Source organism: Sneathiella sp. HT1-7 (genome assembly GCF_020731145.1).
Lineage (GTDB): Bacteria > Pseudomonadota > Alphaproteobacteria > Sneathiellales > Sneathiellaceae > Sneathiella.
Genome location: NZ_JAJFZN010000008.1, coordinates 1 through 23,881, shown reverse-complemented (window position 1 = coordinate 23,881; position 23,881 = coordinate 1). Strand labels below are relative to the sequence as shown.

23 protein-coding genes and 4 pseudogenes are annotated in these 23,881 nt (G+C 49.1%); 2 read left to right on the top strand and 25 right to left on the bottom strand.

Annotated elements, in window-relative coordinates:
* Positions 1-93 precede the first annotated feature (93 nt).
* Together LKE13_RS18440 and LKE13_RS18435 are read left to right on the top strand one after the other, a co-directional pair.
* Positions 94-279 (top strand): annotated as a pseudogene (locus LKE13_RS18440) (ISL3 family transposase); the annotation flags it as partial.
* Between the two features lie 87 nt (positions 280-366).
* Positions 367-964, top strand: a pseudogene (locus LKE13_RS18435) (IS6 family transposase).
* A gap of 174 nt (positions 965-1,138) precedes the next feature.
* Here LKE13_RS18435 and fabI read toward each other — a convergent pair.
* The 25 genes and pseudogenes from fabI to LKE13_RS18310 all read right to left on the bottom strand — a co-directional run.
* Positions 1,139-1,912: pseudogene (gene fabI, locus LKE13_RS18430) on the bottom strand (enoyl-ACP reductase FabI).
* 178 nt (positions 1,913-2,090) lie between these two features.
* A complete protein-coding gene (locus LKE13_RS18425; protein WP_227953285.1) occupies positions 2,091-2,552 on the bottom strand; it encodes an ion channel in 462 nt (153 codons plus the stop codon).
* 10 nt (positions 2,553-2,562) lie between these two features.
* Positions 2,563-3,459 carry a DMT family transporter gene (locus LKE13_RS18420; RefSeq protein WP_227953283.1) on the bottom strand — a complete coding sequence of 299 codons (897 nt, stop codon included), beginning with the start codon at positions 3,457-3,459 and terminating at the stop codon, positions 2,563-2,565.
* Positions 3,460-3,461: 2 nt separating this feature from the next.
* A pseudogene (nhaA, locus tag LKE13_RS18975) lies at positions 3,462-4,659 on the bottom strand (Na+/H+ antiporter NhaA).
* A gap of 2 nt (positions 4,660-4,661) precedes the next feature.
* The gene (locus LKE13_RS18410) at positions 4,662-5,213 is read right to left on the bottom strand and encodes a carboxymuconolactone decarboxylase family protein (protein ID WP_227953281.1); all 552 of its coding nucleotides are present in this window, start codon (positions 5,211-5,213) and stop codon (positions 4,662-4,664) included.
* 48 nt (positions 5,214-5,261) lie between these two features.
* Positions 5,262-5,693 (bottom strand): c-type cytochrome, encoded by a 432-nt coding sequence (locus LKE13_RS18405; protein ID WP_227953279.1) that lies wholly within the window; start codon positions 5,691-5,693, stop codon positions 5,262-5,264.
* A gap of 62 nt (positions 5,694-5,755) precedes the next feature.
* Entirely contained in the window at positions 5,756-6,322 is a 567-nt protein-coding gene (gene petA, locus LKE13_RS18400) for a ubiquinol-cytochrome c reductase iron-sulfur subunit (RefSeq protein ID WP_227953277.1), read from the bottom strand.
* Positions 6,306-6,833 carry a c-type cytochrome gene (locus tag LKE13_RS18395; protein ID WP_227953275.1) on the bottom strand — a complete coding sequence of 176 codons (528 nt, stop codon included), beginning with the start codon at positions 6,831-6,833 and terminating at the stop codon, positions 6,306-6,308. Before LKE13_RS18395 ends, petA begins: the two co-directional genes overlap by 17 nt.
* A gap of 33 nt (positions 6,834-6,866) precedes the next feature.
* Positions 6,867-7,541 carry a methyltransferase family protein gene (locus LKE13_RS18390; RefSeq protein ID WP_227953273.1) on the bottom strand — a complete coding sequence of 225 codons (675 nt, stop codon included), beginning with the start codon at positions 7,539-7,541 and terminating at the stop codon, positions 6,867-6,869.
* On the bottom strand, positions 7,534-7,770 hold the full coding sequence (locus tag LKE13_RS18385) for a DUF2933 domain-containing protein (protein WP_227953271.1): 237 nt from the start codon (positions 7,768-7,770) through the stop codon (positions 7,534-7,536). The genes LKE13_RS18390 and LKE13_RS18385 overlap by 8 nt, the downstream gene beginning before the upstream one ends.
* 20 nt (positions 7,771-7,790) lie before the next feature.
* Complete coding sequence (locus LKE13_RS18380) at positions 7,791-8,867, bottom strand: cytochrome D1 domain-containing protein (RefSeq protein ID WP_227953269.1); 1,077 nt, start codon at positions 8,865-8,867, stop codon at positions 7,791-7,793.
* 65 nt (positions 8,868-8,932) lie between these two features.
* The gene (locus LKE13_RS18375; RefSeq protein WP_227953267.1) at positions 8,933-9,250 is read right to left on the bottom strand and encodes an SHOCT domain-containing protein; all 318 of its coding nucleotides are present in this window, start codon (positions 9,248-9,250) and stop codon (positions 8,933-8,935) included.
* A 50-nt stretch (positions 9,251-9,300) separates the two neighbouring features.
* Positions 9,301-11,661: a heavy metal translocating P-type ATPase gene (locus LKE13_RS18370; protein ID WP_227953264.1), complete on the bottom strand. Its 2,361-nt coding sequence runs from the start codon at positions 11,659-11,661 to the stop codon at positions 9,301-9,303.
* Complete coding sequence (locus LKE13_RS18365; protein WP_227953262.1) at positions 11,658-13,490, bottom strand: DUF3141 domain-containing protein; 1,833 nt, start codon at positions 13,488-13,490, stop codon at positions 11,658-11,660. The genes LKE13_RS18370 and LKE13_RS18365 overlap by 4 nt, the downstream gene beginning before the upstream one ends.
* Positions 13,487-13,726: a DUF5676 family membrane protein gene (locus LKE13_RS18360; protein ID WP_363225045.1), complete on the bottom strand. Its 240-nt coding sequence runs from the start codon at positions 13,724-13,726 to the stop codon at positions 13,487-13,489. Before LKE13_RS18360 ends, LKE13_RS18365 begins: the two co-directional genes overlap by 4 nt.
* Before the next feature lie 88 nt (positions 13,727-13,814).
* Complete coding sequence (locus LKE13_RS18825; protein ID WP_227953302.1) at positions 13,815-14,024, bottom strand: YHS domain-containing protein; 210 nt, start codon at positions 14,022-14,024, stop codon at positions 13,815-13,817.
* 313 nt (positions 14,025-14,337) lie between these two features.
* Positions 14,338-15,744 carry an ATP-binding protein gene (locus LKE13_RS18350; RefSeq protein WP_227953258.1) on the bottom strand — a complete coding sequence of 469 codons (1,407 nt, stop codon included), beginning with the start codon at positions 15,742-15,744 and terminating at the stop codon, positions 14,338-14,340.
* Positions 15,741-16,463 carry a response regulator gene (locus tag LKE13_RS18345; RefSeq protein ID WP_227953256.1) on the bottom strand — a complete coding sequence of 241 codons (723 nt, stop codon included), beginning with the start codon at positions 16,461-16,463 and terminating at the stop codon, positions 15,741-15,743. The genes LKE13_RS18350 and LKE13_RS18345 overlap by 4 nt, the downstream gene beginning before the upstream one ends.
* A gap of 643 nt (positions 16,464-17,106) precedes the next feature.
* The gene (locus LKE13_RS18340; protein ID WP_227953254.1) at positions 17,107-18,435 is read right to left on the bottom strand and encodes an APC family permease; all 1,329 of its coding nucleotides are present in this window, start codon (positions 18,433-18,435) and stop codon (positions 17,107-17,109) included.
* Between the two features lie 55 nt (positions 18,436-18,490).
* The gene (locus LKE13_RS18335; protein WP_227953252.1) at positions 18,491-18,925 is read right to left on the bottom strand and encodes a hypothetical protein; all 435 of its coding nucleotides are present in this window, start codon (positions 18,923-18,925) and stop codon (positions 18,491-18,493) included.
* Between the two features lie 81 nt (positions 18,926-19,006).
* Positions 19,007-19,732 (bottom strand): copper resistance protein B, encoded by a 726-nt coding sequence (locus LKE13_RS18330; protein WP_227953250.1) that lies wholly within the window; start codon positions 19,730-19,732, stop codon positions 19,007-19,009.
* A complete protein-coding gene (locus LKE13_RS18325) occupies positions 19,729-21,420 on the bottom strand; it encodes a copper resistance system multicopper oxidase (protein WP_415776560.1) in 1,692 nt (563 codons plus the stop codon). The genes LKE13_RS18330 and LKE13_RS18325 overlap by 4 nt, the downstream gene beginning before the upstream one ends.
* Positions 21,421-21,526: 106 nt before the next feature.
* Positions 21,527-22,084 carry a cupredoxin domain-containing protein gene (locus tag LKE13_RS18320; protein WP_227953247.1) on the bottom strand — a complete coding sequence of 186 codons (558 nt, stop codon included), beginning with the start codon at positions 22,082-22,084 and terminating at the stop codon, positions 21,527-21,529.
* 624 nt (positions 22,085-22,708) lie between these two features.
* Entirely contained in the window at positions 22,709-23,416 is a 708-nt protein-coding gene (locus LKE13_RS18315) for an ABC transporter ATP-binding protein (RefSeq protein WP_227953246.1), read from the bottom strand.
* 2 nt (positions 23,417-23,418) lie between these two features.
* Positions 23,419-23,881 (bottom strand): ABC transporter permease (locus tag LKE13_RS18310; protein WP_227953245.1); only part of this gene is annotated, 463 nt, incomplete at its 5' end.

Genomic DNA, 23,881 nt, shown 5'->3' with positions numbered 1-23,881 from the left:
ACACCAATGCAACGACATGACCGAACTTCCCGACAACATCCTTCACCTGCCGCGATACCCAGTACTGGGTTGCAAATCAACCGACAGCCCTAGGACAAGAACCGTGAAAGGCGTGGTTACTCTTTCGAGGAGATGTGGGCAAGAATGCTCTACACCAAGAAGCACAAGAAGAAGGCACCGACTGGGAAGATCTCTCCGTTCCACAAGAAAGCCATCGGTTACGGACTGCCGGACTTCGCGGAGGAACTCAACTATGGGGTCGATCTATCAATCATCTGAAGGTGGCATCAGATTGATGGGGTGAAGGTGCCCCATCAACCATTAATTCCGTATACCCGAATATTAATGATGATCTAATCTCCACCGATGCAAAAGATTTCCTATTCCCGACATCGCTTTTCCTCTCACATCATTCGACATGCCGGTTGGCTTTATACTCGGTTTACATTGAGTTATCGGGATGTGGAGGATTTGCTTGCAGAAAGAGGACCGGATATCTCCTACGAAACTGTCCGAAGATGGTTTTGAAGGTTGGTGAACCAATCACCAGAAACCTGAGATCATCACGCCCTACTCTTAACGATATCTAGCACCTCGATGAAATGGTCATCGTTATTCGTGAAAAACGGCACTGGCTCTGGCGAGCAGATGACAATGAGGGAGAGGTCCTGGATTTTCTCGTACAATCAAAACGAAATACAAAAGCTGCCTTGAAATTGATGCGGAAAATATTGACAACAAACGATCGAACAATCGCGCGGAGAACTCGCATCTCACAATACGACAAAGAGAACGAAAAATGCAGAAGTTTAAATCACCATGATCAGCCCAGAGATTTCTCAATATCCAGTCAGCGACTTACGATGGCTTTTACGTCCAACGTCACCTACTAAATCGGCCTCACCTCAAGCAATGTCGTGCTAAAGATTTTGGCATTTGGGTAACTGCAAGCGCCGCTGCCTGAGATTTTGTAACCGAGGAATATCTGTGCCTATTAGAAGTTAATGTAACAACACCATTGAAGCGCCAATAGTGTTTTAAGTAAAGTGCATTTCCGCGTCTTTTCGTCCTTCCGTGTCTCTGTGGAATGTTAGAAAGCACCACAACACGGTGATCTCAGACCCACATATTCCAATATTCAAGGTGCCATTATATTAAAACCGGCATCGATATAAACAATGCTGCCGGTTACAAGATGCGCTTCATCGCCAACTAAAAATCGGGCGTATGCACCAACGCAATCAATGCAGACTAATTCATGCGCCGGAGATTTTTCGCGCGCCACTTCTAACAAATCATCAAAATGCGCAATCCCTCCGGCGGCGCGAGTGGCCACAGGTCCTGGTGACAAAGCATTGACGCGGATTCTCTTTTGGCCCAGTTCTGAGGCCATGTATTTTACCATCCCTTCCAGCGCAGCTTTGACAGGCCCCATGACACCATAGTTTTCGACCACCTTCTCACCACCGTAATAGTTTGTGGTTAGCAGGCAACCGCCATCCTTCATTAATGGCTCGGCGAAACGGGCTAGGCGCGCGAAGGAATGACACGAGATATCCATGGCTGTCAGAAATCCGTTTTTCGAAGAATCTATTACGCGTCCGTGCAGATCCTCGGAGGGTGCGTAGGCAATTGCATGGAGAAGAAAGTCAAGGCGGCCCCATTTATCACTGATCAAGTGAAACAGCTTCCGCATTTCAGTTTCGTCAGTTACGTCCAATGGACGAATAATCGACGCACTAATTTGTTCTGCGAGAGGGCGCACATAGGGTTCGGCCTTTTCGTTTAGCTACGTAATAGCCAACTCCGCACCCGCCTCACGAAAAGCGCGGGCACACCCCCAGGCAATCGATTTTTCATTTGCGATACCAACAATCAAACCTTTTTTCCCCGCGAGCGTATCTATTGACATTTCGCTCTCGAATCCTTGGTGTTCGTTGTACTAGTTGATGAAAGCCGTATTTCTGGACAGAGGAAAATCATACCTGTTTGCTGTACTATATTCTTCCAGAAGTCTTTATTTTCTGGAAAGTTACTAGGTTTTTTGCTGAAATTCATATTTTTTCAATTCCTATTTATTGTTCTTCATTTCACTTACACAAAAACTTCGTTTCTATGCCATGGGTCTCCCACATTTTCTGAATGGAAAAATAGGTGAAAGCCGCCGACCAGGTAATCAACAGAAGCCCGTTAAGGGCCTCAATTCCAGTGAGGAAGCGCATGGCATCGACGGGGAATACGTCTCCTACACCAAGTGAAGAGTAACTGGTGGCAGAAAAATACAGATAGGTGGGAAAATGATCTTGTACATTGCCGGATAAATCCGCGAACCCCAGAAAGTGAATAAGTATCCAGTAAATCGTGGCATATATGAAAATGGCTGCGCCATGAGCAATGAAAACTCCCGTCACCATGATGTACATGATAGGTCTAGGGCCGGCATTTGTCCTGGAGACAACATGCGAAATGAAACACAAGCATTCATAAAACAGTCCCGTGACAATGAAAATAGCCACGATACTGGCAATTGAAATTTCCAATAGCTGTTCCATTATTGACCTCTCATTTTCCTCCGCCCAGTAACGCCGTTCTTTCCCATTTCACCGGCCAGTTAACCAGTAAGATACCCAAAACTGTCAGGCCGATACCTACTGCCGGTAAAATCCCAATACTTTCTTGAAAGAAAACCACTCCTAAGGTTAGCCCGAAGACTGGTACTAGAAAGCTGAATGCGTTGGCGCGGTTAAGTTGCATTTGTCCTAGCACACGGCACCATAACCAATAGGCTAATGCCGTTCCTGGCAGAGCCAGACCCAGGAGGCTTAAAATAAAAGGTGTATTCCAGGTTATATGGGTCTCTTCGGTAAAGAAGGCGATCAGCGCGAGAAAACAACTCCCGAGGACGAGTTGCCAGCCCATAGCACTAAGGGCGTCTATTCGATGTGCTAAGCGCCGGATGAGGACGTTACTGACTGTAATGCCGGCTGCCGCCAAAACAATGTAGAAAATTCCGAGGGTGTAATTGCCGTTCATGTTCGACATAAGAGAGGGAAGTGCAATCAGCACGATACCAAAAAATCCCAACAGGAGTCCAATTTTCCCAAATCTACTCAGACGTTCTTTTAGGACCAGAGAGGCCAGCACTGCCGCCATAAGCGGTTGAGTGTTTGCGATAACCGTCGCTATACCGGGCGAGATAAATTCCGAAGCATGGAACATGCCGAAAAACCCTAACGTCGTCGCCCCGAGACCAATTGTGCCAAGCATAAGCCAAGTTCCTATATCTCGTGGTTGGGGGCGTTTCATAATGAGCGCAATAGCAAGCAAAGTTGCCCCCGCTAAAAACGCGCGGAGCGCGGCAAACGTCAGGTGCGGCGCGTATGATAAACCCAATACAATCAATGGAAAGCAGATTGCCCAAAGAAACATGACTAAAATAATCTGAGCCGTATTAAGCATGGCTATTTTCCTGAACTCAAAGCTTTTGCACCTCTCACTATTTTGGTTGCCGTTGATAAGCGGATCACGGTCAATCCTGCGCTTGCGGAAAGTAAGGAGCCGATAAGGATAGAAAGCTTGGCCGACGAAATAAGAGCAAGATCATCGAAAGCGAGCGTCGCTACAAATGTGCTCATGGTGAAACCGATACCGGCGAGTAGTGCTGCGCCGTATAGCTGCTTCCATGTTATGCCTTCCGGCAATTGTGCGAGGCCTGTAGCAACAGCCGCACGGGACGCACAGAAGATGCCTATCTGCTTTCCAACACATAGGCCGGCTATGACACCTAGGGATACCGTTTCTAGGGGCCAAGAGTCTGCAGCAGAATCAATTGTGATTCCGGCATTAAAAAAGGCGAACAGTGGAACGACCAGCAAGACATTCCAAGCGTGAAGCCGACGTTCAGTATGACGAAGAGGGGACGAAACTTTGCTGTCGGACACATGCAAGGGAACAGCCAGTGCGATGAAAACGCCTGCGAGAGCAGCTTCCACGCCGGATTTGAGCATCGCCACCCAAAGCACCAGGCCAACAACTATATAAGCTGCCGGCAGTACAACGCGGAACCTGTTAATTAAAATAAAAGCGAGGATTGCTAGGCCTGCAACGAGAAGAGGCATGACGGAGAGCGGCTCCCCATAAAAAAAAACCGACAACAATGACCGCTCCTATGTCATCAAAAATAGCGAGGGCTGTAAGAAATATCCTAAGGCTCACGGGAACTCGCGACCCTAGCAGGGACAGCACGCCGAGCGCCAAAACAATGTCGGTTGCAGTTGGAATTGCCCAGCCACGGAGTGCAATCGGATCTGCCCAGTTCAGGCTTGCATAGATAACTGCCGGAAAGGTCATACCACCTAACGCAGCAAACACCGGCAGTACCGCGCGCTTGTAGTTTGCGAGATGGCCTTCGAGAAGTTGCCGCTTGATCTCCAATCCGACGACCAGAAAGAAAATTACCATCAGACCTTCATTGATCCATTGCACTAACGGCTCATCAATGACGAGGGGGCCAAAGCGAAAATGAACCGGAGTGTGATGAACAAGGGCATATATCCCTGCAAGCGGTGAGTTAGCTGCTACCAACGCTAACAATACAGCCGCAATCACGATCAAACCCGACGTTTGTTCATATCGGAAAAGCCTGGTTATTCTTCCCACGGCTAGCTCGCGGGCGGTAGTTGACAGAATCCCTGTGCCGGCACGTCAAGCGCACTGTTAAACTTGCTTGACAGATTTTGAAAGGCAATTAATCCGGTGAGTTCGACAATTGTGTCGTCGTCGAAATATTTCTGTAGTTCGGCGAATATTTTATTATCCACACCCCGGTCATATTTCGTGACTGCATCGGCATAATCCAGCGCCGCCTTCTGAGCCGGTTCGAACAAATCGCTTTCTCTCCAATTTGGCAGTGCCCCAACCATCCCTTCAGAGACGCCACGTTTCAACAGAATAGCGGAGTTCAAGTCGACGCAGAAGGAGCAGCTATTAATCTGTGATACCAGAACGGTGACGAGTGACCGCAAAACCGGACTAAGAGGCGAGCGTTTTCGGTCTATCATTCCATAGAGTATGGCCACGCCAAGAAACAGTTTCGGTGAACGAGCCCACAGAAGCGCCGCCTCCAGTACAACTCCATATTTACGCCTTTGATTCCAAAAGAAGGGGCGCAGATACCAAGGATAATCTGGATGTTCTTTGGGGTTTATTCGCAATGTTCCATCCTCATTTTTTCACATGCCAAACATAAGTGATTTAATTGGTTACATTTTATGTGGACGAGACGTGATTCCGTTCGCGACTTGAAGCTCGCGTACATACTTCAAAATTGCCTCCAAATCGGCTTCGCTCACCTGCGGTTGTGGGGGCATGTTACCAAAAGGCCAATGATGCTGGCGAACGCCATTTTTCGCTGCAAGATAGAATGCCACATCAGAGTGATGTCCGGGATTATATATATCGTGGACAAGCGGCGGCCCTTTGTCGGTCCCTGCCGCATTGACGCCATGGCAGGCAGCACAATTCGCAGCAAATGCTTTTTCTCCCTTTTCTGCAAGTGCGGTCAGTTTCGGAATGGATATGTCTGTCCGGGTACTATCACCCCGAGGATCGATCAACTGGAAAAGGAAAATGACGGCACTGCCGACCAACAGAACCAATACCGTTATTTTCGACCAATTTGTGCTTATCTTCATGGGTTTAATTCACTTCCATCAGGAACGGGTATCGTTTTTTAATTTGGGTTAGATCTCATTCCTCAACCAATCCGGAGCATTTCATCAGCAAGGAATGCATAAGGGGGAACGACAAGATTCTTGGGTGCAGGGCCTTTGCGAATTCGGCCGGATGTATCATAGTGAGAACCATGACACGGGCAAAACCAGCCGCCCCACTGTCCGAGCGGATCGCTATTGCGTTGACCAAGCGGCACGCACCCAAGATGCGTGCATATGCCAATGACGATCAACCATTCAGCACGCTGAACCCGCTGATCGTCGCGCTCAGGATCGATCAGGTCCGCAGTGTCATCCATGCGTGCCCGGGCGATCTGGGCTTCGGTCCGATAATCGATAAATACCGGGCGTCCGCGCCAGGCGACGGTTACGCGTTGCCCCATTTCTATCTGACTAATGTCAATTTCGACAGACGACAAGGCCACCACATCGGCCGACGGATTCATATTGTCAATAAACGGCCATATCGCGAAGGCACCGCCAACGGCCACCATCGCTCCAGCCGCCACATAAAGAAAATCCCAGCGGCCACTTTCACGCTCTGGATGCGACGAGTCCAGCAATTCCTGAGTGTCAGTTTTTAACGCCATAATGGTGCTCCCCAGCGCCCGAATGATCCATCAATTTCTTCATTCTCTCAGGCACATCTGCAATGGAAAAAATCGCCTGCTCCTTGTGGCTATGAACGAAGGCAATAATGTCTGCAAGCTCCTGGCCGGTCAGCTCAATCGTCTCGTCAAGCTCTTCACGTTGCAAGGCGACCATCGCTTCCGCGCCCCTCCACATCTTGGCGGCAAACTCAAACGGGTTCATCATCAGTGGCATGGATGAAGCGTCAAGAGCGGGAGCGTCATCGCCACCGATACCATTAACGGAATGACAGACAACGCAGCCTTTTGACGCGAAAAGGGCGCGTCCGCGGGCTGGATCCATTTGAGGCATCACCAGCATACCCTCGCGCATCATTCCCGGCATATTATCGTCATTCATCTGCGGCATCTGATGTCTTTTCGTGACTTCGTGACCAGTATCGGTCCAAGCGATGCCTGGAAAGGACACGAGCGCCATAATCATAATCATCTTCCAACGAAAATTTTTCATGAATATCTCCAGTTCAGATTAGCAGCATCAAATTCACAAATTAATTCCATGGCTCCCGGATGAAGATTTCGAGCCACGCCCGAAGGCCGGAATAAACCTGGGCGTAACCTCCGCGTAATCCCGGTAGACATCACCAAACGTCACTTCGGCCTCACGTTCTTCACTCAACGCCAAACGCCAATACATGACCAATAGGATCGGAAACATGGCAAGAGTTAGCAATGTCGGCCATTGGAAAAGAAATCCAAGCATGATAAGCCCAAAGCCGACATATTGTGGATGTCTGATCCGTGCATAAGGGCCGGTCGCGGCCAAATTGCCCGACTTTTGTGCCTGATACAGGACTTTCCATGCAGCGGAAAGCAAGATAAAGCCGCCGCCAATAAATGCGAAGCTCAAGATATGAAACGGTCCGAAATGCGGGGAGGATTTCCAGCCAAAAAGCATCTCAGGCAAGTGGCCGGAGTCATGCGCGAACCAGTTGACATCGGGGAAATTGCTTTGAAGCCATCCGGATAAGAAATAGATGGTCAGCGGAAACCCGTACATCTCCGTGAATAATGCGACGATGAAAGCACTAAATGCACTAAAGGTCCGCCAATCACGCGGGCTATTGGGTTTAAAGAAACTGAAGGCAAAGATAATGAACACTGCGGAATTTATGATCACGAGTGACCATAGTCCATAGTTTACCGGTTGATCAGTCATGTTTTTTATCCGAATGAGATGAAGGGCCATGCTGAGAGTCATCGCCGGAACCATGGCCGCCATGACCATGATGCATGAACAGATGCATCAGAACGCAGCCCCCTAGCAGTAATATCAACGGAAGGTAAGTGATGATATGCGCTGTGTGTTCCACCCACAAAAAATAGCCGGCGACGGCAATAAATCCGATAAGCACAATACCGGTTTTGGAAAAGAAAAGATCTCTCACGACTTACGCTCCTCCTTGAATTAAGAACCTGGCATCACAACCATCTGATGCCCTTTTCCGTCGATCGTGATTTGCCCCAAAAGTTCAAGGCTTTTTTGGTCGACGACCCAGATTTTGGTCTCGTCAGAACTGGAAACGTAAATCTTGTCCGTCTCTGTAATTGTTGCCAGATGATAGGGCGCTGGTGATAACTTGGCAGTCTGTAGGGATCCTGACGCAAGATCGACCTTTGCTATCTTGTCATCCCCAAGTGCGGCCACAAACAACGCGGTGCCGTCCTCGGAAAGATCAATACCATGAAGTACCGATCCCAATTTCATCGTGTTTGTTTCTTGCATCGACTTTGTGTCAACGACAGATACGGTTCCGTCGTCTACATTATTGACGAAGAGAGTTTTACCATCCTTTGAGAGCACGATATGTTCCGGGCTCATTCCAGCTGGAATAACCTTTTCAACGGTCCAGTTCTTACTGTTGATGGTGCTAATGGTGCTGTCACCTGCATTGCTTACAAATAGCCGCTCGCTATCCGGGCTGAAGACGGAATAGTTGGGAAATTCGCCGGTTGAAATGTTGCCGACAATCTCAAAATTCGTCAGATCAATCACCGAAATTTCACTTTCGTTTGGACGGGTGACAGCCGTGTATCTACCGTCAGGGCTGACCGACACATGATGGACCGCACCTGGTACATCGATCGTCCGTATGACCTCCCCTTCGCTGATTTGAATCACGGAAACAGTACTCACCGATGTAATATCTGAATTTTCTGTCTGCACGGATGACGCCTTATGATGAGCTGCATGTTCGTCTTCAGAAATACCCTTCGGTTTTGCCGGTTTAATGTCGACAGAGCGCACTGAATAGCTACCGGCGATTAGAAATCGTCCGTCCGGAGTTCCCGCCAATCCATGAACAGCCTGTAGTCCATCTATGATACCAATGATCTGATCTTTCGCAGCATCTATAACGGCAATTTTACTCTCACTCCCTAGCGGCACGTAAACAAACGGTTCCGCACGAAGAGACCGTGCTCCCACTAGCAATATGCCGCTGACAATCCAGGCCATAGCCAAAAAATTTAAAATCGTTCTCACTATCCAATCTCCTGTCGCGTTAGCACTGAGTTCTTTTGTAAGGACCCCGTAAAAACCCTTTGCATCTATTTATCCAAAGCGCGTTTGCGGTTTTCAAATTCCTCCGGGTCAATTTCGCCACGAGCAAAACGCTCGTTGAGAATATCGACCGCTCGATCTCGCCGATTGCCTGATCCGTCCGCAATACCCATCCAACGGAGAACAAGAATGACTACGCCCACAATTAAGGCGATCATTAAAATCATCATCAAGGGACCGAATATCCATCCGCCCGCCCCCATGCCGTGCATGGAGTAGTTTTCACCGGAATCAGCGAGCGTAATCGGCGCCGATAATGCCAACATTCCGATAGCTGACATGATTGTAAGTTGTGCTCGATACATTTTCATTCTCCTTGACTTGCGAAATGATTTCAAAATTTGCATTACCGTTCCTAGATTTTGACGGACCTCAGTCTCAACGCATTAAGAATGACTGAAAGTGATGAAAGACTCATTGCAGCCGCAGCAAAAATTGGTGAAATCAGGATATCGAAAAATGGGTAGAGCACCCCTGCCGCTACCGGCACGCCAGCGCCGTTATAGACCAGCGCAAAGAACAGGTTTTGCTTGATATTGCGCATAGTTGCCCGCGATAAACGGCGGGCCCGGATAATGCCGTTGAGGTCGCCCTTCACAAGGGTGAAACCGGCACTCTCAATCGCAACATCAGCACCAGTGCCCATGGCGATGCCTACGTCAGCCTGCGCCAGGGCCGGCGCATCATTCACGCCGTCACCGGCCATCGCGACCTTGCGGCCCTCGGCCTGCATCTCTTTAATAATGCGCGCTTTGTCCTCAGGCAGTACATCGGCCCGAATTTCGTCTATACCCAATTTGGCGGCAACAGACTTTGCCGTGCGCTCGTTATCACCGGTCGCCATAACGATCCGAAAACCTTCGGTATGCAGCGCTTTGAGTGCCGCAGGTGTGGTTTCCTTCACGGGGTCGGCGACACTCACCAGCCCGGCGATCTCACCGCCCACGACCACGAACATAACTGTTTCGCCCTGATCGCGTCGGGCGTCCGCGATATCACTAAAACCTTTCGTGGCTACACCAAGATCGACAACCAGTCTGGCGTTTCCGAGAGCAACGGATTTGCCGTCCACAACGCCTGTGACGCCCTTGCCTGTGACAGCCTCAAAATCCTCAGCCTTTGCCAACGTGATCTCGCGTTCTTCGGCGCCGGCAACTATCGCCTCTGCCAACGGGTGTTCGGAACCGCGTTCGAGGCTGGCGGCGAGTCGAAGGACTTCCGCCTCTTCATGCCCGTCTTCAGCGAGTACGGCGATGAGCTTCGGCTTACCGACCGTCAGTGTTCCGGTCTTGTCGACGATAAGAGTATCTATTTTTGCAAACCGTTCCAGCGCCTCTGCGTTCTTGATGAGCACGCCAGCTTGCGCACCGCGTCCGGTTGCTGTCATTATTGAAATAGGCGTCGCAAGTCCCAACGCGCAAGGACAGGCGATGATTAGTACAGCAACGGCGGAAACCAACGCATATGCATAAGCCGGGTTCGGCCCCCAAATTGACCACGAAATAAATGAAAGAATAGCGACAAGGATCACGGCGGGCACGAACTTGCCGGCGACGGCATCCGCTAACTTCTGGATCGGGGCGCGGCTGCGTTGCGCACTCGCAACCATCTCCACAATCTGGCTAAGCATTGTGTCAGCACCGACGCGCTTTGCTTCAATAATAAGGCTGCCAGTACCATTAATGGTGGCTCCCGTAACTGTGTCGCCTGCGACTTTTTCCACTGGTACAGGCTCGCCAGAGATCATTGACTCATCTACAGATGAGCGGCCTTCCGACACTATCCCGTCCACGGGAACTTTATCGCCGGGGCGTACACGCAGCCGATCACCAACCGCAACTTCTTCGAGCGGAATTTCCTCTTCGCTGCCATCATTGCGGATGATGCGGGCTGTCTTTGCGGCGAGATCCAGGAGCGCCTTAATGGCGGCACCGGTACGTTCACGTGCGCCAAGCTCCATCACCTGACCCAACAGCACGAGGACGACGATTACTGCGCCCGCTTCAAAATATACCCCGACATTGCCTTCAGCGTCCCGAAATCCTTCTGGAAATATTCCAGGCACCAAAACAGCAACAACACTGAAGAGATAGGCGGCGCCGACGCCCATGCCTATGAGTGTGAACATGTTGAGGCTCTTGTTGATAACCGACTTGACTCCACGGACAAAAAATGGCCAACCCGCCCAGAGTATAACCGGTGTACCCAAGACGAGTTCAGTCCAGAGGGCCGCTCGCTCTCCAACCATTTCGCGGATGAAACCAAGTCCGACGAAAGGTCCCATCGTCAAAACGAGTAACGGAACCGTCAAGACAGCACCGACCCACATACGCCGCCTGAAATCCAGCAATTCCAGATTGGGACCTTCATCGCCCGTGGGCACGCCCATAGGCTCAAGCGCCATTCCACAGATCGGGCAGTCACCTGGTGCATCGCGAACAATTTCGGGATGCATTGGGCAAGTGTATTTTGTGCCCGCAATAGGCGCTTTCGCTTGTCGCTTGTACGCACCGGAAATATAATGTTCCGGATCGTCCGCGAATTTGTCATGGCACTTCTGCGAACAGAAGTGATAAGTAGTTCCTTCATGATCAAACCGTGGTTTGTCTTTATTCATGTCAACAATCATGCCGCAAACCAGATCTTTGGCTGTTGAGGTAATCTCGACATCCTTTTCTTTTTTGTCGGGATGGGTGTGCGAGTGTGATTTGCTCATGAACTCTTTCCTGTCTCTTCAATTTCCGTGTTCGTCTCAAGGAGAGTGCTTGCCCAGCCAGGATTTCCATAGGCGATGTTGAACTCAAGTTCATAAGCCTCATCGCGCGAGTTGCGGATAATTTCGATCATCTGCGAAACGCTGGTTATAAAGTCTCGTTCCTTCAGGAGCATTGGATGGTCGTCAGCAAGCGGTTTCCGTTTTTCGTTGATATTTTTGGCAACTTCCGCCAGACCCTGCATCCAAGGATTAAATGCCTCTGAGAAAAGATATCGACTGGTACGCATCGGATGCATCCATTTCATAACTTCAGCAGACCAGGGATTTGACACCGCCTGGACCCATGGGCTGATGAAAGTGCGATAGAAAGCCTCATTGGCTTCGGACACGGTGCAAACTCGCTCAAATGCTTCGTCTTGCAGCGGAAACTTTAGACTCTCAACCTCCCGCTCCTCAAATCTGACGGCAAATTGCGGTTTATGACAATCCGGATCACCTGTGGGGTTATCGATCTTCATCTCATAGAGGCCAGGCGCAAGCGCCTCAATCTCATCAAGGCTTTCGAAAATAGCACGGTGTTCGAGGCGGGCGATTTTGGCTGAAACGAAAATGCCTAGATGTCCGACATGGGGATTAGTCAGATAAATAATACGCTGGCCAGCCGACTTGAGAACTTCCGTGTTCTGGTAAACTACAGGAATCCAGCCAAGGGCTTGATGAGGAGGCGTAATGTTGTCACCATAAGAGGCAAAAACGACAAGGGGATTGCGAATCCTTCGCAGGTTAACGGTGCAACCGTCGCAAATGCGGAATTCATCTCTCTCCAGCTTGTTACCGATGAAAAGGTTTTCTGCAATTCCAACCATTTCCTCGCGGCTCAGAAAGTAAAAACCGTTCCACCACCGTTCAAATTCAAGAAACCGGTCTCGCTCAGTATCGACCTTATTGAACAGACCTGCGTATTTCTCCCAGATCGCTTTTTCAGGTTTGAGATTTTCGAAATTTTGCGCAAGCCAGGCACCGTCAAAGCGACCGCTGGCAAGATCTGCCGTGAAATGGGTCAGCCAGACGCCGCCGAGCAATCCTCCAGCGACGCGCATTGGATTGACGCCGGCCTCACCAGCCCAATAAGATAGGGGCGATCCATTCAAGATGGTCGGACCGATCGTCCCTTCGCAGTCCGCTGCCAGAAGAGTGGCCGCCCAGCCCGCTTGGCAGTTTCCATAAAGAACCGGTGGCTTTCCAGTGTGCAATCTAGCCACTTCGTCGACGAACCGCCGCAAGGCGTGATGTACATCGGCAAGAGTTTGTCCCGGTGAAGGCTCTGGAAAGAAGATAACAAAATAAACTGGATGACCTTCGTGGAGCGCCATTCCCACTTCAGAATCGTGTTTAAACCCTCCAATTCCGGGCCCATGTCCAGCACGTGGATCAAGGACGATGACCGGCGGCTTTTCCAGATCGACGCAATCGTCCCAGCAGTCATCCCCTATTTCGACGATCCGCAGCAAAGCGTAGTTGACGGGCGGCTCAAAAGTTCGAGCATCGAGGATCGTCTCATACTTGAAATCCAGCAATGGCGGCAAACCAGCACGCTCGTGCTCCAGCATATTGTCGGCACGCTGTCTGAGCGTATCCCAGAAAAGGATTGTCCGTTGCCAGACGTCAATTTGATAGTCCAATAAATCCCGGCCATGTGGCACTAATCTCTCAGCTGGGGCAGCACCGTCCAATGTGCTAGCATTGTCCTGGTTCTGCTCAACGGAAGGAGACGGCATGTTCTTCACTACTTCGATAGTGGAAATTTTTTTCACAGCTGAGTGGGTCATGAATGATTCCCCGACCCGAGAGCGGCAAAGAAGTTAAAGAGCGGTCCAAAGATTAGGGCGACATACCAGCCATAAGCAAAGCTCTCGCCGAGTCCCAGAAAGAAACTTGGCCAACTCAGCCAAGTAAACCCGGGCAGTAACCCGAGCCATGTTTTGTACATTGCCTGATCAGGGAAAAGCAGATCAAAACTCACACATAAAATGAATGTGACGGCAAAGAACAATCCGAGGCTCATCCCGAGTGCAATAACCGGTAGACGGAAGTTGGTCCGGCTTCTTATGTAGAGTTCTTGGCGTGCTTCAGAAGTATTTTCTTTTACCAGATCAGGCATGCTTAGCCTCCGTTTCAGGGGCTTGTATTTTCAAATTCTCGACACTGAGATACTCTTTCGGATTTGCTTCAAAGATTTCACGACACTCTCGCGAACACAGGTAGTAGACTGACCCATTGTAGACGCTTGATTTGGCGGTTTTTGTGTTGACCTGTGTGCCGCACACCGGATCGATATCACGAGGTGGAGCAACCCAAACCATGTCATTGGAGTTTTCCGAAGCCGCGGGCGGACCACCTTTAGAATGCTTGTGCTTTGATTTGTGACCCATCACATGTGCGCCACAGCCAAATCGCATCATTAGAAAAATAAGGCCTGCCCAAAAAAGGAAATAGAAAAGTGAGCTCATCTCATCGACTTTCAGTGCATAAAATAGAGATATTACGCAACGATACTTATGTGGTCGGGGTGAGATGTCGAGGCAGCAACCGATCATTTCGGTCACATTTAGTGACAGATTACCTTGCAGTTACAAAGTGTTACAAATGAGTTGATCGAGCCCGCATGAAAGTTGGTCAGAATGGCAGATAAGCTTCAACTCTCAGGCCGCCTTCTGCGCGGTTTCGTATGGTAACGTCGCCACCGTGACTGCGGAAAGCTGATCGCGCAATTGACAGGCCGAGACCGGTACCACCTGTTTCCCGGCTTCGAGAGCCTTCCAGTCTAAAAAATGGCTTGAAAACGTCTTTTATGTTTTCGGGAGCGATTCCTGGGCCGTCATCATCAATTGTGATTATGAGCTTTCCGTCAGCAATTAGTATATGAATAGAGGCCCATTCTCCGTATTTCGCCGCATTTTCAATCAAATTTGAAAGGGCGCGGCGTAATAGGTCTTTTTGCCCCTCAAGACTGATGGGATCAGGAGGAACCCATGAGATCGAAAAACCTAACGTGCTCAAATCCACAACGACGTCCGAAATAAGTTTTACTATATCGAATCGATCATTTTTCTTCCTTCCCGCATCTTCGGATGCAAAGGACAACGTTGCCGTAACAATCTGATTCATTTCGTCAATATCTTCGCTAAATTTTCTTTTTAACTCATTGTCATCCAAGAGTTCGCTGCGAAGCTGCATTCTCATAAGAGGTGTTCGCAAATCGTGAGCGATTGCTGCAATCATTTGTGTGCGGTCCTCCACGAAGCGGTAAATTCTTGCTTGCATTTTATTGAAAACGCGAACTGATTGTATAACCTCCAAAGGTCCCTTCTCCGGTATTGGGCGCGCTGTTACGCTACGCCCCAGATCTTCTGCAGCAATACTCAATTTTTTTAGAGGATCGGTCAGATAGTGGGCAGCCCAGGCAGAAAATATTGCAGTTGCGATCATCATCACAGCAATCGATAGGACAAATCTAATAGACCAGGGCATCGTTGCTTCAACATCAGGGGCTTGATAGTTTAGCCAGCTGTTCTCTCCAATTTCTATTGAAACCCGGATTAAAGCGCCCGTCCGAATTTCGTTAACAATGTGCTCGAAATGATCAGTAATAGAAATATGATTTTCGGTTGATTTGCCGGAAAGATGTCTCCATATGCTGTTTTCGCCTGAAACCGTCTCCGCGAGAATTGGCATTCTTGAATCAAACGAGGTCAGTTCCGAAAGCGCCGCTGAAAAGCGTTTAGCTACGAGGGGGTCGTTATTTTTAACTGTATTTGTAGTGCCCAAATCTAGCTGAAAAGTAGAGCTATTGGCAAAGCTGATGATTTTTTCTCTTTCCTCTGGCGGCGCATTTTTTATTATACCGGTTATTGTCGTTATGCGCTCCGTTAATTGTGCTCTTCCAATCAGATTTACGATCTCCTCGCGATCAAAATTGTAAACACTCAAACTGATTACATGTGAAAGACCGAGCCCAACCAGGAGCAATAATACAATCCGGGCCGCCATAGTTTTCGGCCACAATGAACGATTGAATGTCATGTCCGCGCCGTCATGGATTGAGGGGCAAATAAATACCCGCCACTGCGAACCGTTCTAATAATCTCTGGATTCTGGGGATCGCTTTCAAGTTTCCGTCGCAATCGGCTTATTTGCATATCTATGCTACGCTCAAATGGACGAGACCACCGGCCTTTAACAAGATCCATAAGTTGGTAACGTGTCAACACTCTACCGGGATGACTTGCAAGAGCTGCGAGCAACTTAAACTCACCGGTTGTTAATTCTACATATTCTGAAGTGGCGGATTTCAAACTATGACGGACCAGGTCAAGCTGCCAGCCATCAAACTCAATAATTGTGTCTTGCTCGATCTCAATTGCAGCAACTTCACCTGCACGTCTAAGCACAGCACGTATTCTCGCAAGTAATTCTCTTGGATTACAGGGTTTTTGAATATAGTCATCCGCCCCGATTTCAAGTCCCAGAATTTTGTCTGAATCTTCTCCAAGTGCCGTCAGCATTATGATCGGAATATTTGATTGTGCCCTAAGATCACGGCACAAAGTTATGCCGTCTTCGCCCGGAAGCATAAGGTCCAAAATGATCAGATCGATCTTCCAATCTCTCAACGCGACGGTCATTTCGCGGCCATCATTAACGGCTGTGGCGCGGAAACCGTGCCTCTTCAAAACACGGGTTAGGAGATCTCGTATTTCCCGATCATCATCGACTATCAGGATATGCGGTGATTCATTCATTGCATCTATCTATCTGAAAATAAACTCGCTGACTTTAATCCGGAGCAAATTTATCCATAATGAAATCCGTAAAAAGCCAGTTCAATTAACATTGTCCAGGCTACGGTTAGCTATTAGCTTATTTTCTGTAACAAAGTCTCATGTCTTGTTCAACGTCACCATTCTAGAATTTGTAACATTCCGTAACGATTTAATTCACTGTTGCAGAATGTGACCATTCCTTACTTGTGATACCTATAAGCAGAGAATTACTCTGACTGTTCATTGATCTAAAACAAAGGCATGAAAGCAGTCTTATTTGCCCATAATTAGCTTGAAAGAATAACGTTCGCAATGAACCGTATACCCACAATCACTTTTGGATTGAGCCTAAGCGCTTTCACAGCGTTTAGTTACATTTTTTGCGTATTGTTCGACTTATGGCTACCCTATTATGCTATGCATGAAATTTGGCAAAACCTGTTGCCGGGCTTTGTTTGGCTGACTTGGCCAAGCTTTTTTCTGGGCTTGGCAGAAGCTTACGCATATGGCTGGTACATCGCACTAGTTTTTAGTTTAATTTCATATTTTCTCCTTCTGATGAGCAGAGCTTTTACAACTAAACTCCATTGAAACATTTTTGCTGTTAATTTTGTAAAAAACACTAACTGCCCTCGTCTTCCTGCCACTTGAGGAAAAATCTCTCACCAACAAAGATCACGACAATCCCGATTAACGCGGCATAGATAACCAGCATATCAGTTGACGCTTTCACAATCAGGAAGGCACCCAGTACGATGATATCGAAAGTTATCGCCGCCAAAACGATAAACCCGTTGGCTTTCACCTCTTTGCGCAAATACCGATACACACCCCAGTGAATAAAAATATCCATGATGAGATAGAAAATAGCGCCGAGTGACGCGATGCGGCTCAGGTCAAAAAATATCGTCAGGAAAATAGCAATCACGACCGTATAAACCAACGTGTGTTTCTGAATATCTCCCGGCATCCCGAAATGGCTGTGCGGGACCAATTTCATGTCGGTAAGCATGGCCAGCATCCGCGAAACGGCAAAGACACTGGCAATTAACCCTGAAACAGTCGCGACAATTGCCAGTCCAACCGTAAACCATAGCCCGTAACTGCCAAATGCCGGACGTGCGGCCTTAGCTAAGGCGAAATCCTTTGCGGCAATAATTTCGTCTAAAGTCAGGTTTGCGGAAACCGCTAGCGCAACAAGCATATAGATGACAAAACAGACCAAAATCGAAATGATGATCGCCCGCCCAACATTCTTGTGAGGATCGACAATTTCCGATCCACTGTTGGTTATGGTCGTAAATCCTTTAAACGCGAGAATGGCCAGCGCCATCGCCGCGAGAAACCCTGTAATCGGCGTGTCCGATGACGATTGTGGTATGACGCTTTCAAAAGAAATATCTGCGATCCATAAGCCGCCTGTCGCGAATATAATAATGCCACCGATCTTGAGAAACGCCATGAAGAGTGAAAATCCACCAATCAGGCGATTGCCGGATATATTGAGCAAAAATGCGATGATCAACACACCGACGCCCAACGCCGTTACGGCCCAGCCAACGGGTTCTGCATCGAACAATTGCATGGTGTAGGTGCCAAATGTCCGGGCAACCAGGCTTTCGTTAATGACCATAGAAAAATACATAAGCAACGCACCACCCGCCGTGACCGTCCCCCGGCCATAGGCTTTTTGTAGGAACATGCCTATCCCGCCAGCAGAGGGGTAAGCATTTGCCATCTTGACATAGGAATATGCGCTGAAGGCCGTTACGATGGCAGCGGCAAAAAAGGCGAGAGGGAACAATGCCCCGGCAAGTTCCGCAATCTGACCGGTAAGGGCAAGTATGCCCGCGCCAATCATCACGCCGGTTCCCATGGATACGGCACCACTGAGTGTCAGGCTGTCTTTCTTATATTGTGTTGAGCGGTTGTCGTTATGTTGTGTTTCCATCGCTTTTCTCTCCGGTCTGATATTCAATACTGAAGCACGCTGCTCGCGTCAGATATTAACGGTTTACATGGGCTGAAAACGGCAATTCTCCATTGGAGAGAACAAGCTTTAATTCAATAATTTTGCCGATCTCCAAAGGCTCTCTAAAATTGGAAAGACGTACAAATATATGCGTGGTTGTCAGATCAAGGTTCTCTTCCCGCAGTAACGTTATTGATCCAAGCTCTGTGTAATTGTTCGCGTCTATCCTCCCCATAATCTTTGACTGCACGTTATCGGCGTTTGAAACGCCGAGTATTGTCAATTTCCCGGAGCTACTGTTGACTATACGAAAACGCAAGTCTCCCGAAGTATCCTGATCAGATATCGTCACAACGGCATCGTGGATTTCAGCAGGTTGAAAATAGGCATCTGTATTATCGGCAAATGCTGGTGCCTGGAGCGCCAGGAATACCGTTACCAGTAATGATATGATATGTATTTTAGGCATGATGATTCCGTAGTTGAGCCATATCTCTGGAGAGAGCTTTATGCTCCCTCCAGAATCAGTAAAAATCCGTTATCCGACGTTTTAGAACATCAGCTTGGCACCGATAACGGCATACCAGATATCGGCACTTTCACCCTCTGCTTCGACGTAATTTGCAGTCTGACCGAACTTGCGCTCGTAGACGACGCCAACGTAAGGCGAGAGAATTCTATCCCAGACGTCATAGCTGAGCCTTAAACCTGCCTCCACGCTGTTAATACCGGAGCCAACACCAATTTCCCGATCACTCGAAAAGGCCGCATCGATATTTGCGGAAGGCGTCAGGGTTAAGTAATTGGTGAGAAGTATCTCGTACTCAATATCGAGATCAGCAGAAAGCTTTCCCTTTTCACTCAGGAACAGATGCGTATCCACCTCGATCCATTGCGGAGCAAGACCACTCAAGCCAACGGCAGCGTACCAACGATCCGGTCCTTGCGGGCTCGAGTACCGAACACCTCCCTTAATGTCCCAAAAATCCGATATGGGTGTTTGCAAGGCGAGCTGATTGGAGAGGGATTCAAAGCGATTAACATTCAAATCCAGTTCCCCGCTTCCTTCCCACCGGAGTTTCAATTCATCGGTCCCGATAAACGCATCACCGTCAAAGGCAAAAAGCTCTTCGCCGCCTTCTCCATACCGATACTCAAACTCCTCAATCTGAACACCATAGTAGATATTCGACATTTCCGCCGAATGGCCGACAACTGGCATCAAAACAGAAAAGGTGAGGGCCGCTGTCAGGAGAGATTTCTTCAATTTAATCATTGCAGTTCTCCCTGTTCAGACGGATTGAGGCTCGCGGATGTCGGACCGCCTTCAACGACAATCTTCCGGAACATTCCGGCATCCATATGGAAAGACAAATGACAATGGAACGCCCATTGGCCGGGCGCATCAACTTCTGTTTCGGAATAGACGGTTGTTCCGGGAGCAACGCTGATAGTGTGTTTGATCGGGTCCCACTTCCCAGCACCGACATCCAGAATGCTCCACATACCATGCAGGTGCATGGGGTGGGTCATCATGGTTTCATTGACAAACTTGAACCGGACCCGTTCCCCATACTGAAGAACGACCGGATCAGCGTCTTCATATTTCACGCCATTGATGGACCAGATATAGCGCTCCATGTTTCCGGTCAAACGCAACTCGATCTCCCGTGTGGCTTCTCGCTCCTCATAAAGAGGTTTTTGTGCCTTCAGGTCGGCATAAGAAAGGAACTTGCCGCCATTTGCCGCTGTAGGGACAAGTCCACTGCCATTTGCGTAAAAGCTATCCTTCTCCTGTTCCTTACCCATCATATTTGAGTGATCCATGCCTTTCATGCTCGAATGATCCATTCCTTTCATACTGGAGTGGTCCATACTCTTCATATTCGAGTGGTCCATATCTTTCATCGACGAATGATCCATGCCTTCCATATTGCCGTGGTCCATCCCCATATCTGCCATGGTAAGAAGCGGTGCCTTTGTCATTTCCGGAATTTCCGCAACCATGCCTTGGCGCGGCGCGAGAGTGGCCCGAGCGTATGCCGTTCTCCCCATGCTTGCGCCGAATATCGTATAGGCTTTATCGTCCATGGGACGAACGATAACGTCATACGTCTCAGCGACGCCTAGGCGAAGTTCATCGACCGTGACAGGTTGCACATTGTTCCCATCCGCGGCCACAACCGTCATTTTCAGCCCCGGTATGCGAACATCAAAATAGGTCATGGCAGAGGAATTGATGAACCGGAGGCGGATACGTTCTTTAGGCTCGAACAATCCGGTCCAGTTCTGTTCGGGCCCTTTGCCATTGATAAGCGGTGTGAAGCCCTGCACATCCTCAATGTCTGTCGGCATCATCCGCATGTCACCCCACGCCATCCTGTCATCGACGGTTGCTTTAAAACCGTTCTCGCGGACATCCGCGAAAAAATCGCCAATCGTTTGTTGCTGACGGTTGTAATAATCCGCTGACATTTTCAAATTCCGCAATATTCGTTTACCGGAATGAGGATGCGCATCCGTGAACTGAACGACATAATCCTTGTCAAAACGATATGGGTCCCGTTTCTCAGGTTCGATTACAATTGAACCATAGGCTCCGTCCGGCTCCTGAAAACCAGAATGGCTATGAAACCAGTATGTTCCGGATTGCACGATTGGAAATTTATAGGTGAAGGTCTCACCCGGCTCGATTCCGGGGAAGCTGATTTTGGGCACTCCATCCATCTGGAAGGGGAGGATAAGGCCGTGCCAATGGATAGATGTGGATTCATCGAGATTATTCGTCACATTGATCGTGACATCTTCGCCTTCCTTGAACCGGAGTACGGGTCCGGGGGATTTTCCATTGTAACCGATCCCTTCCTTTTGGAAGTCTCCTGTATCAATCATAACTTTGTCGACGGTCAGATTATAGGTTTTCGCGACACTCAAGCTTGGTAGAAGTGCAACTCCTGCGGCCATTGCAAGACCAAGGCAAGTCTTTTGCATGAATGAAATTCTCATCCTGCTGTTCCTTTCATTTTTTGAAAAGCTGGAATGCGCAGCCTCTTTGGGCTGCGCAAAACATTTACTCAAAGTGAACTTCACCCATCATGCCGGAGGCATAATGGCCAGGAACGTTGCAGGCGAATTCCAGCTCGGCATCATCCGAAAATTTCCAGATAACCTCCGCCGTTTCCTTTGGCTCCAGCAACACACTGTTTGGATCGTTATGTTCCATGGTCTTGCCATTTCCCATATCCATCTTCATCATATCCCGATTGATCTTGTCGGCCTCCAAAACTCCATGCTCCATCATCATCATCATTTCTTCCTGATGTGCGGCATGCATGGCGGCAGTACCGATATTGAACTCATGAACGAATTCCCCGGCATTGACGATCTTGAAGCGAACCGTTTCGCCTTTCTTGATGGAAAGTTCTTCCGGCTCGTAATAGTTGTCCCCCATCTTAATCTCGATGGTTCTGGTGACGTCTGCAGCGTTACCAGGGATACCAATTCCCGATTTCTCGCCGTGACTCCCGTGATGATTCCCTGCAGCAAATGCGATCGCTGAGCTTAGTGCTAAGACGGCAGTGAGAGTCGCTCCGGCAACACCGGACAAAAAAGTACGCTTAATTTTCATGTTATCAATTCCTATTCCAGTCTCCATCTAGCGCAGACCTGATCTCGGTCAGGCAGGGAGACAGATTCAAATTTCAATAGTCGAAGTTTGAGAAAGGCGCATAACGGCAGTGACAGCAATAAAGGCTGCCTTGAGTTATCGCCTGAAAAAAGGAACTAATTCTTTGGGGGGTGCTTTGGTGGTGCGAAAGCAATAGATGCGATTTGCACAGCAATGACATCAAACGGCGTTTTCGTACCAAACGCTGTCGATATTACTTGAAAATTTGCGGGCAAGCTAAATGCACAAGAAATCATACCACATTTTTCGACATGAGAACCCTGCTTTTGTTTATGGCTTGAGGTCACGTGATCGTCAATGACGGTGTCAAAATGTGTTTGACTTGCCGTATCAGCATGGTGTGCAGATGCTGGCATACTGGAAAAAACACTAAACGCAAACGCAATAGCCACTATGAACCGCAGCCCTCGTACACGCCAGTCTATATTTCCATTATTATAATTCAATGCTCACTCTCTAAGCCACTATTATTCACGTCAATATATGAACATAATTTGACAAAGCAAGTCTAAAAAATATCTCACTATAAAGTAACCTTTAAACTAAAGCCGTTTGGCGATATTGTCATATGTCCTGATCGTCCAGCCGTCCATCCCGTAAATGAAAGATACGGTCGAAGCGGTCGAAAATTTTCTCATCATGCGTGACGGCAAGGATTGCCGCCTCTTGCTCGACGGCTACTTTACGCAACAGGTCCATTACGATCCCCGCCCGTTCGGAATCGAGCGCCGCTGTAGGCTCATCGGCAAGAATAATCCGGGGCTGGTTGGCGAGCGCACGGGCAATCGCCACCCGCTGTGCCTCACCACCGGAGAGATTGGCAGGCATGGCGTCCTTGCGGTGCCCGACTTCCAGATAGTCCAGCAGCTCAATCGCGCGCCGTTTCGAGTCATCCTTGTCAAACCCGGCGAGGCTGAGAACCACAGCAACGTTATCGGTGCTGTTGAGGAACGGCAGCAGATTGTGGAACTGGAAAATGAAGCCGACCTTTTCCAGCCGAAGCTTGCGCAGATCAGATCGTAGCCAGCGCCCGTCATAGACGATTTCCCCGTCCAGGCTGACCCAGCCGCTACTGGGCTCAAGGATGCAGCCGATGACGTTCAGGAGCGTAGTCTTGCCCGATCCGCTGGGCCCAAGCAGCGCCACCACCTCGCCAGGATGAACCTTCAGGCTGACATCGCGCAAGGCATCGACACGAGTGTCGCCTTCGCCGAAATGCTTCGAGACATTCCGCACATGGACAAGTGGAACTTTATTATCAGGGTTGCTCATTGTTATCCCCCTATTGCCGTTGCCGGATCAACTTTAAGCGCCAGCCGCACCCCAAGAGCACTGGAAAGGACACAAACGAGGATTACCGCTGCCGCCAGCGCCAGCCCGTCTTCCGGCTGGAGCACGACACGCCGCGGAAAATAGTCTTTGATGCTCGTGATCAATATAGCGCCAAACCCGAAGCCGATCGTTCCCATCGCCAACGCTTGCTGCAGGATAAGGCCAACAATGGTCCGGTCCGGCGCGCCGATCAGCTTGAGAGTGGCGATCTCCCGCAGCTTGTCCATGGTCATTGTATAGAGAATCAGCGCGATGATAACGGCAGAGACAATCAGCAATAACCCCGTAAACAGCCCGATCTGCTTGCGCGCGCGTTCAACGACGGACTGCGTCAGGATAAGCTCCTGCTCGGTCTGGCTCATAGCGGCAAGATGCTTCCAGCGCCGCGCCGCTTCCGCCACACTT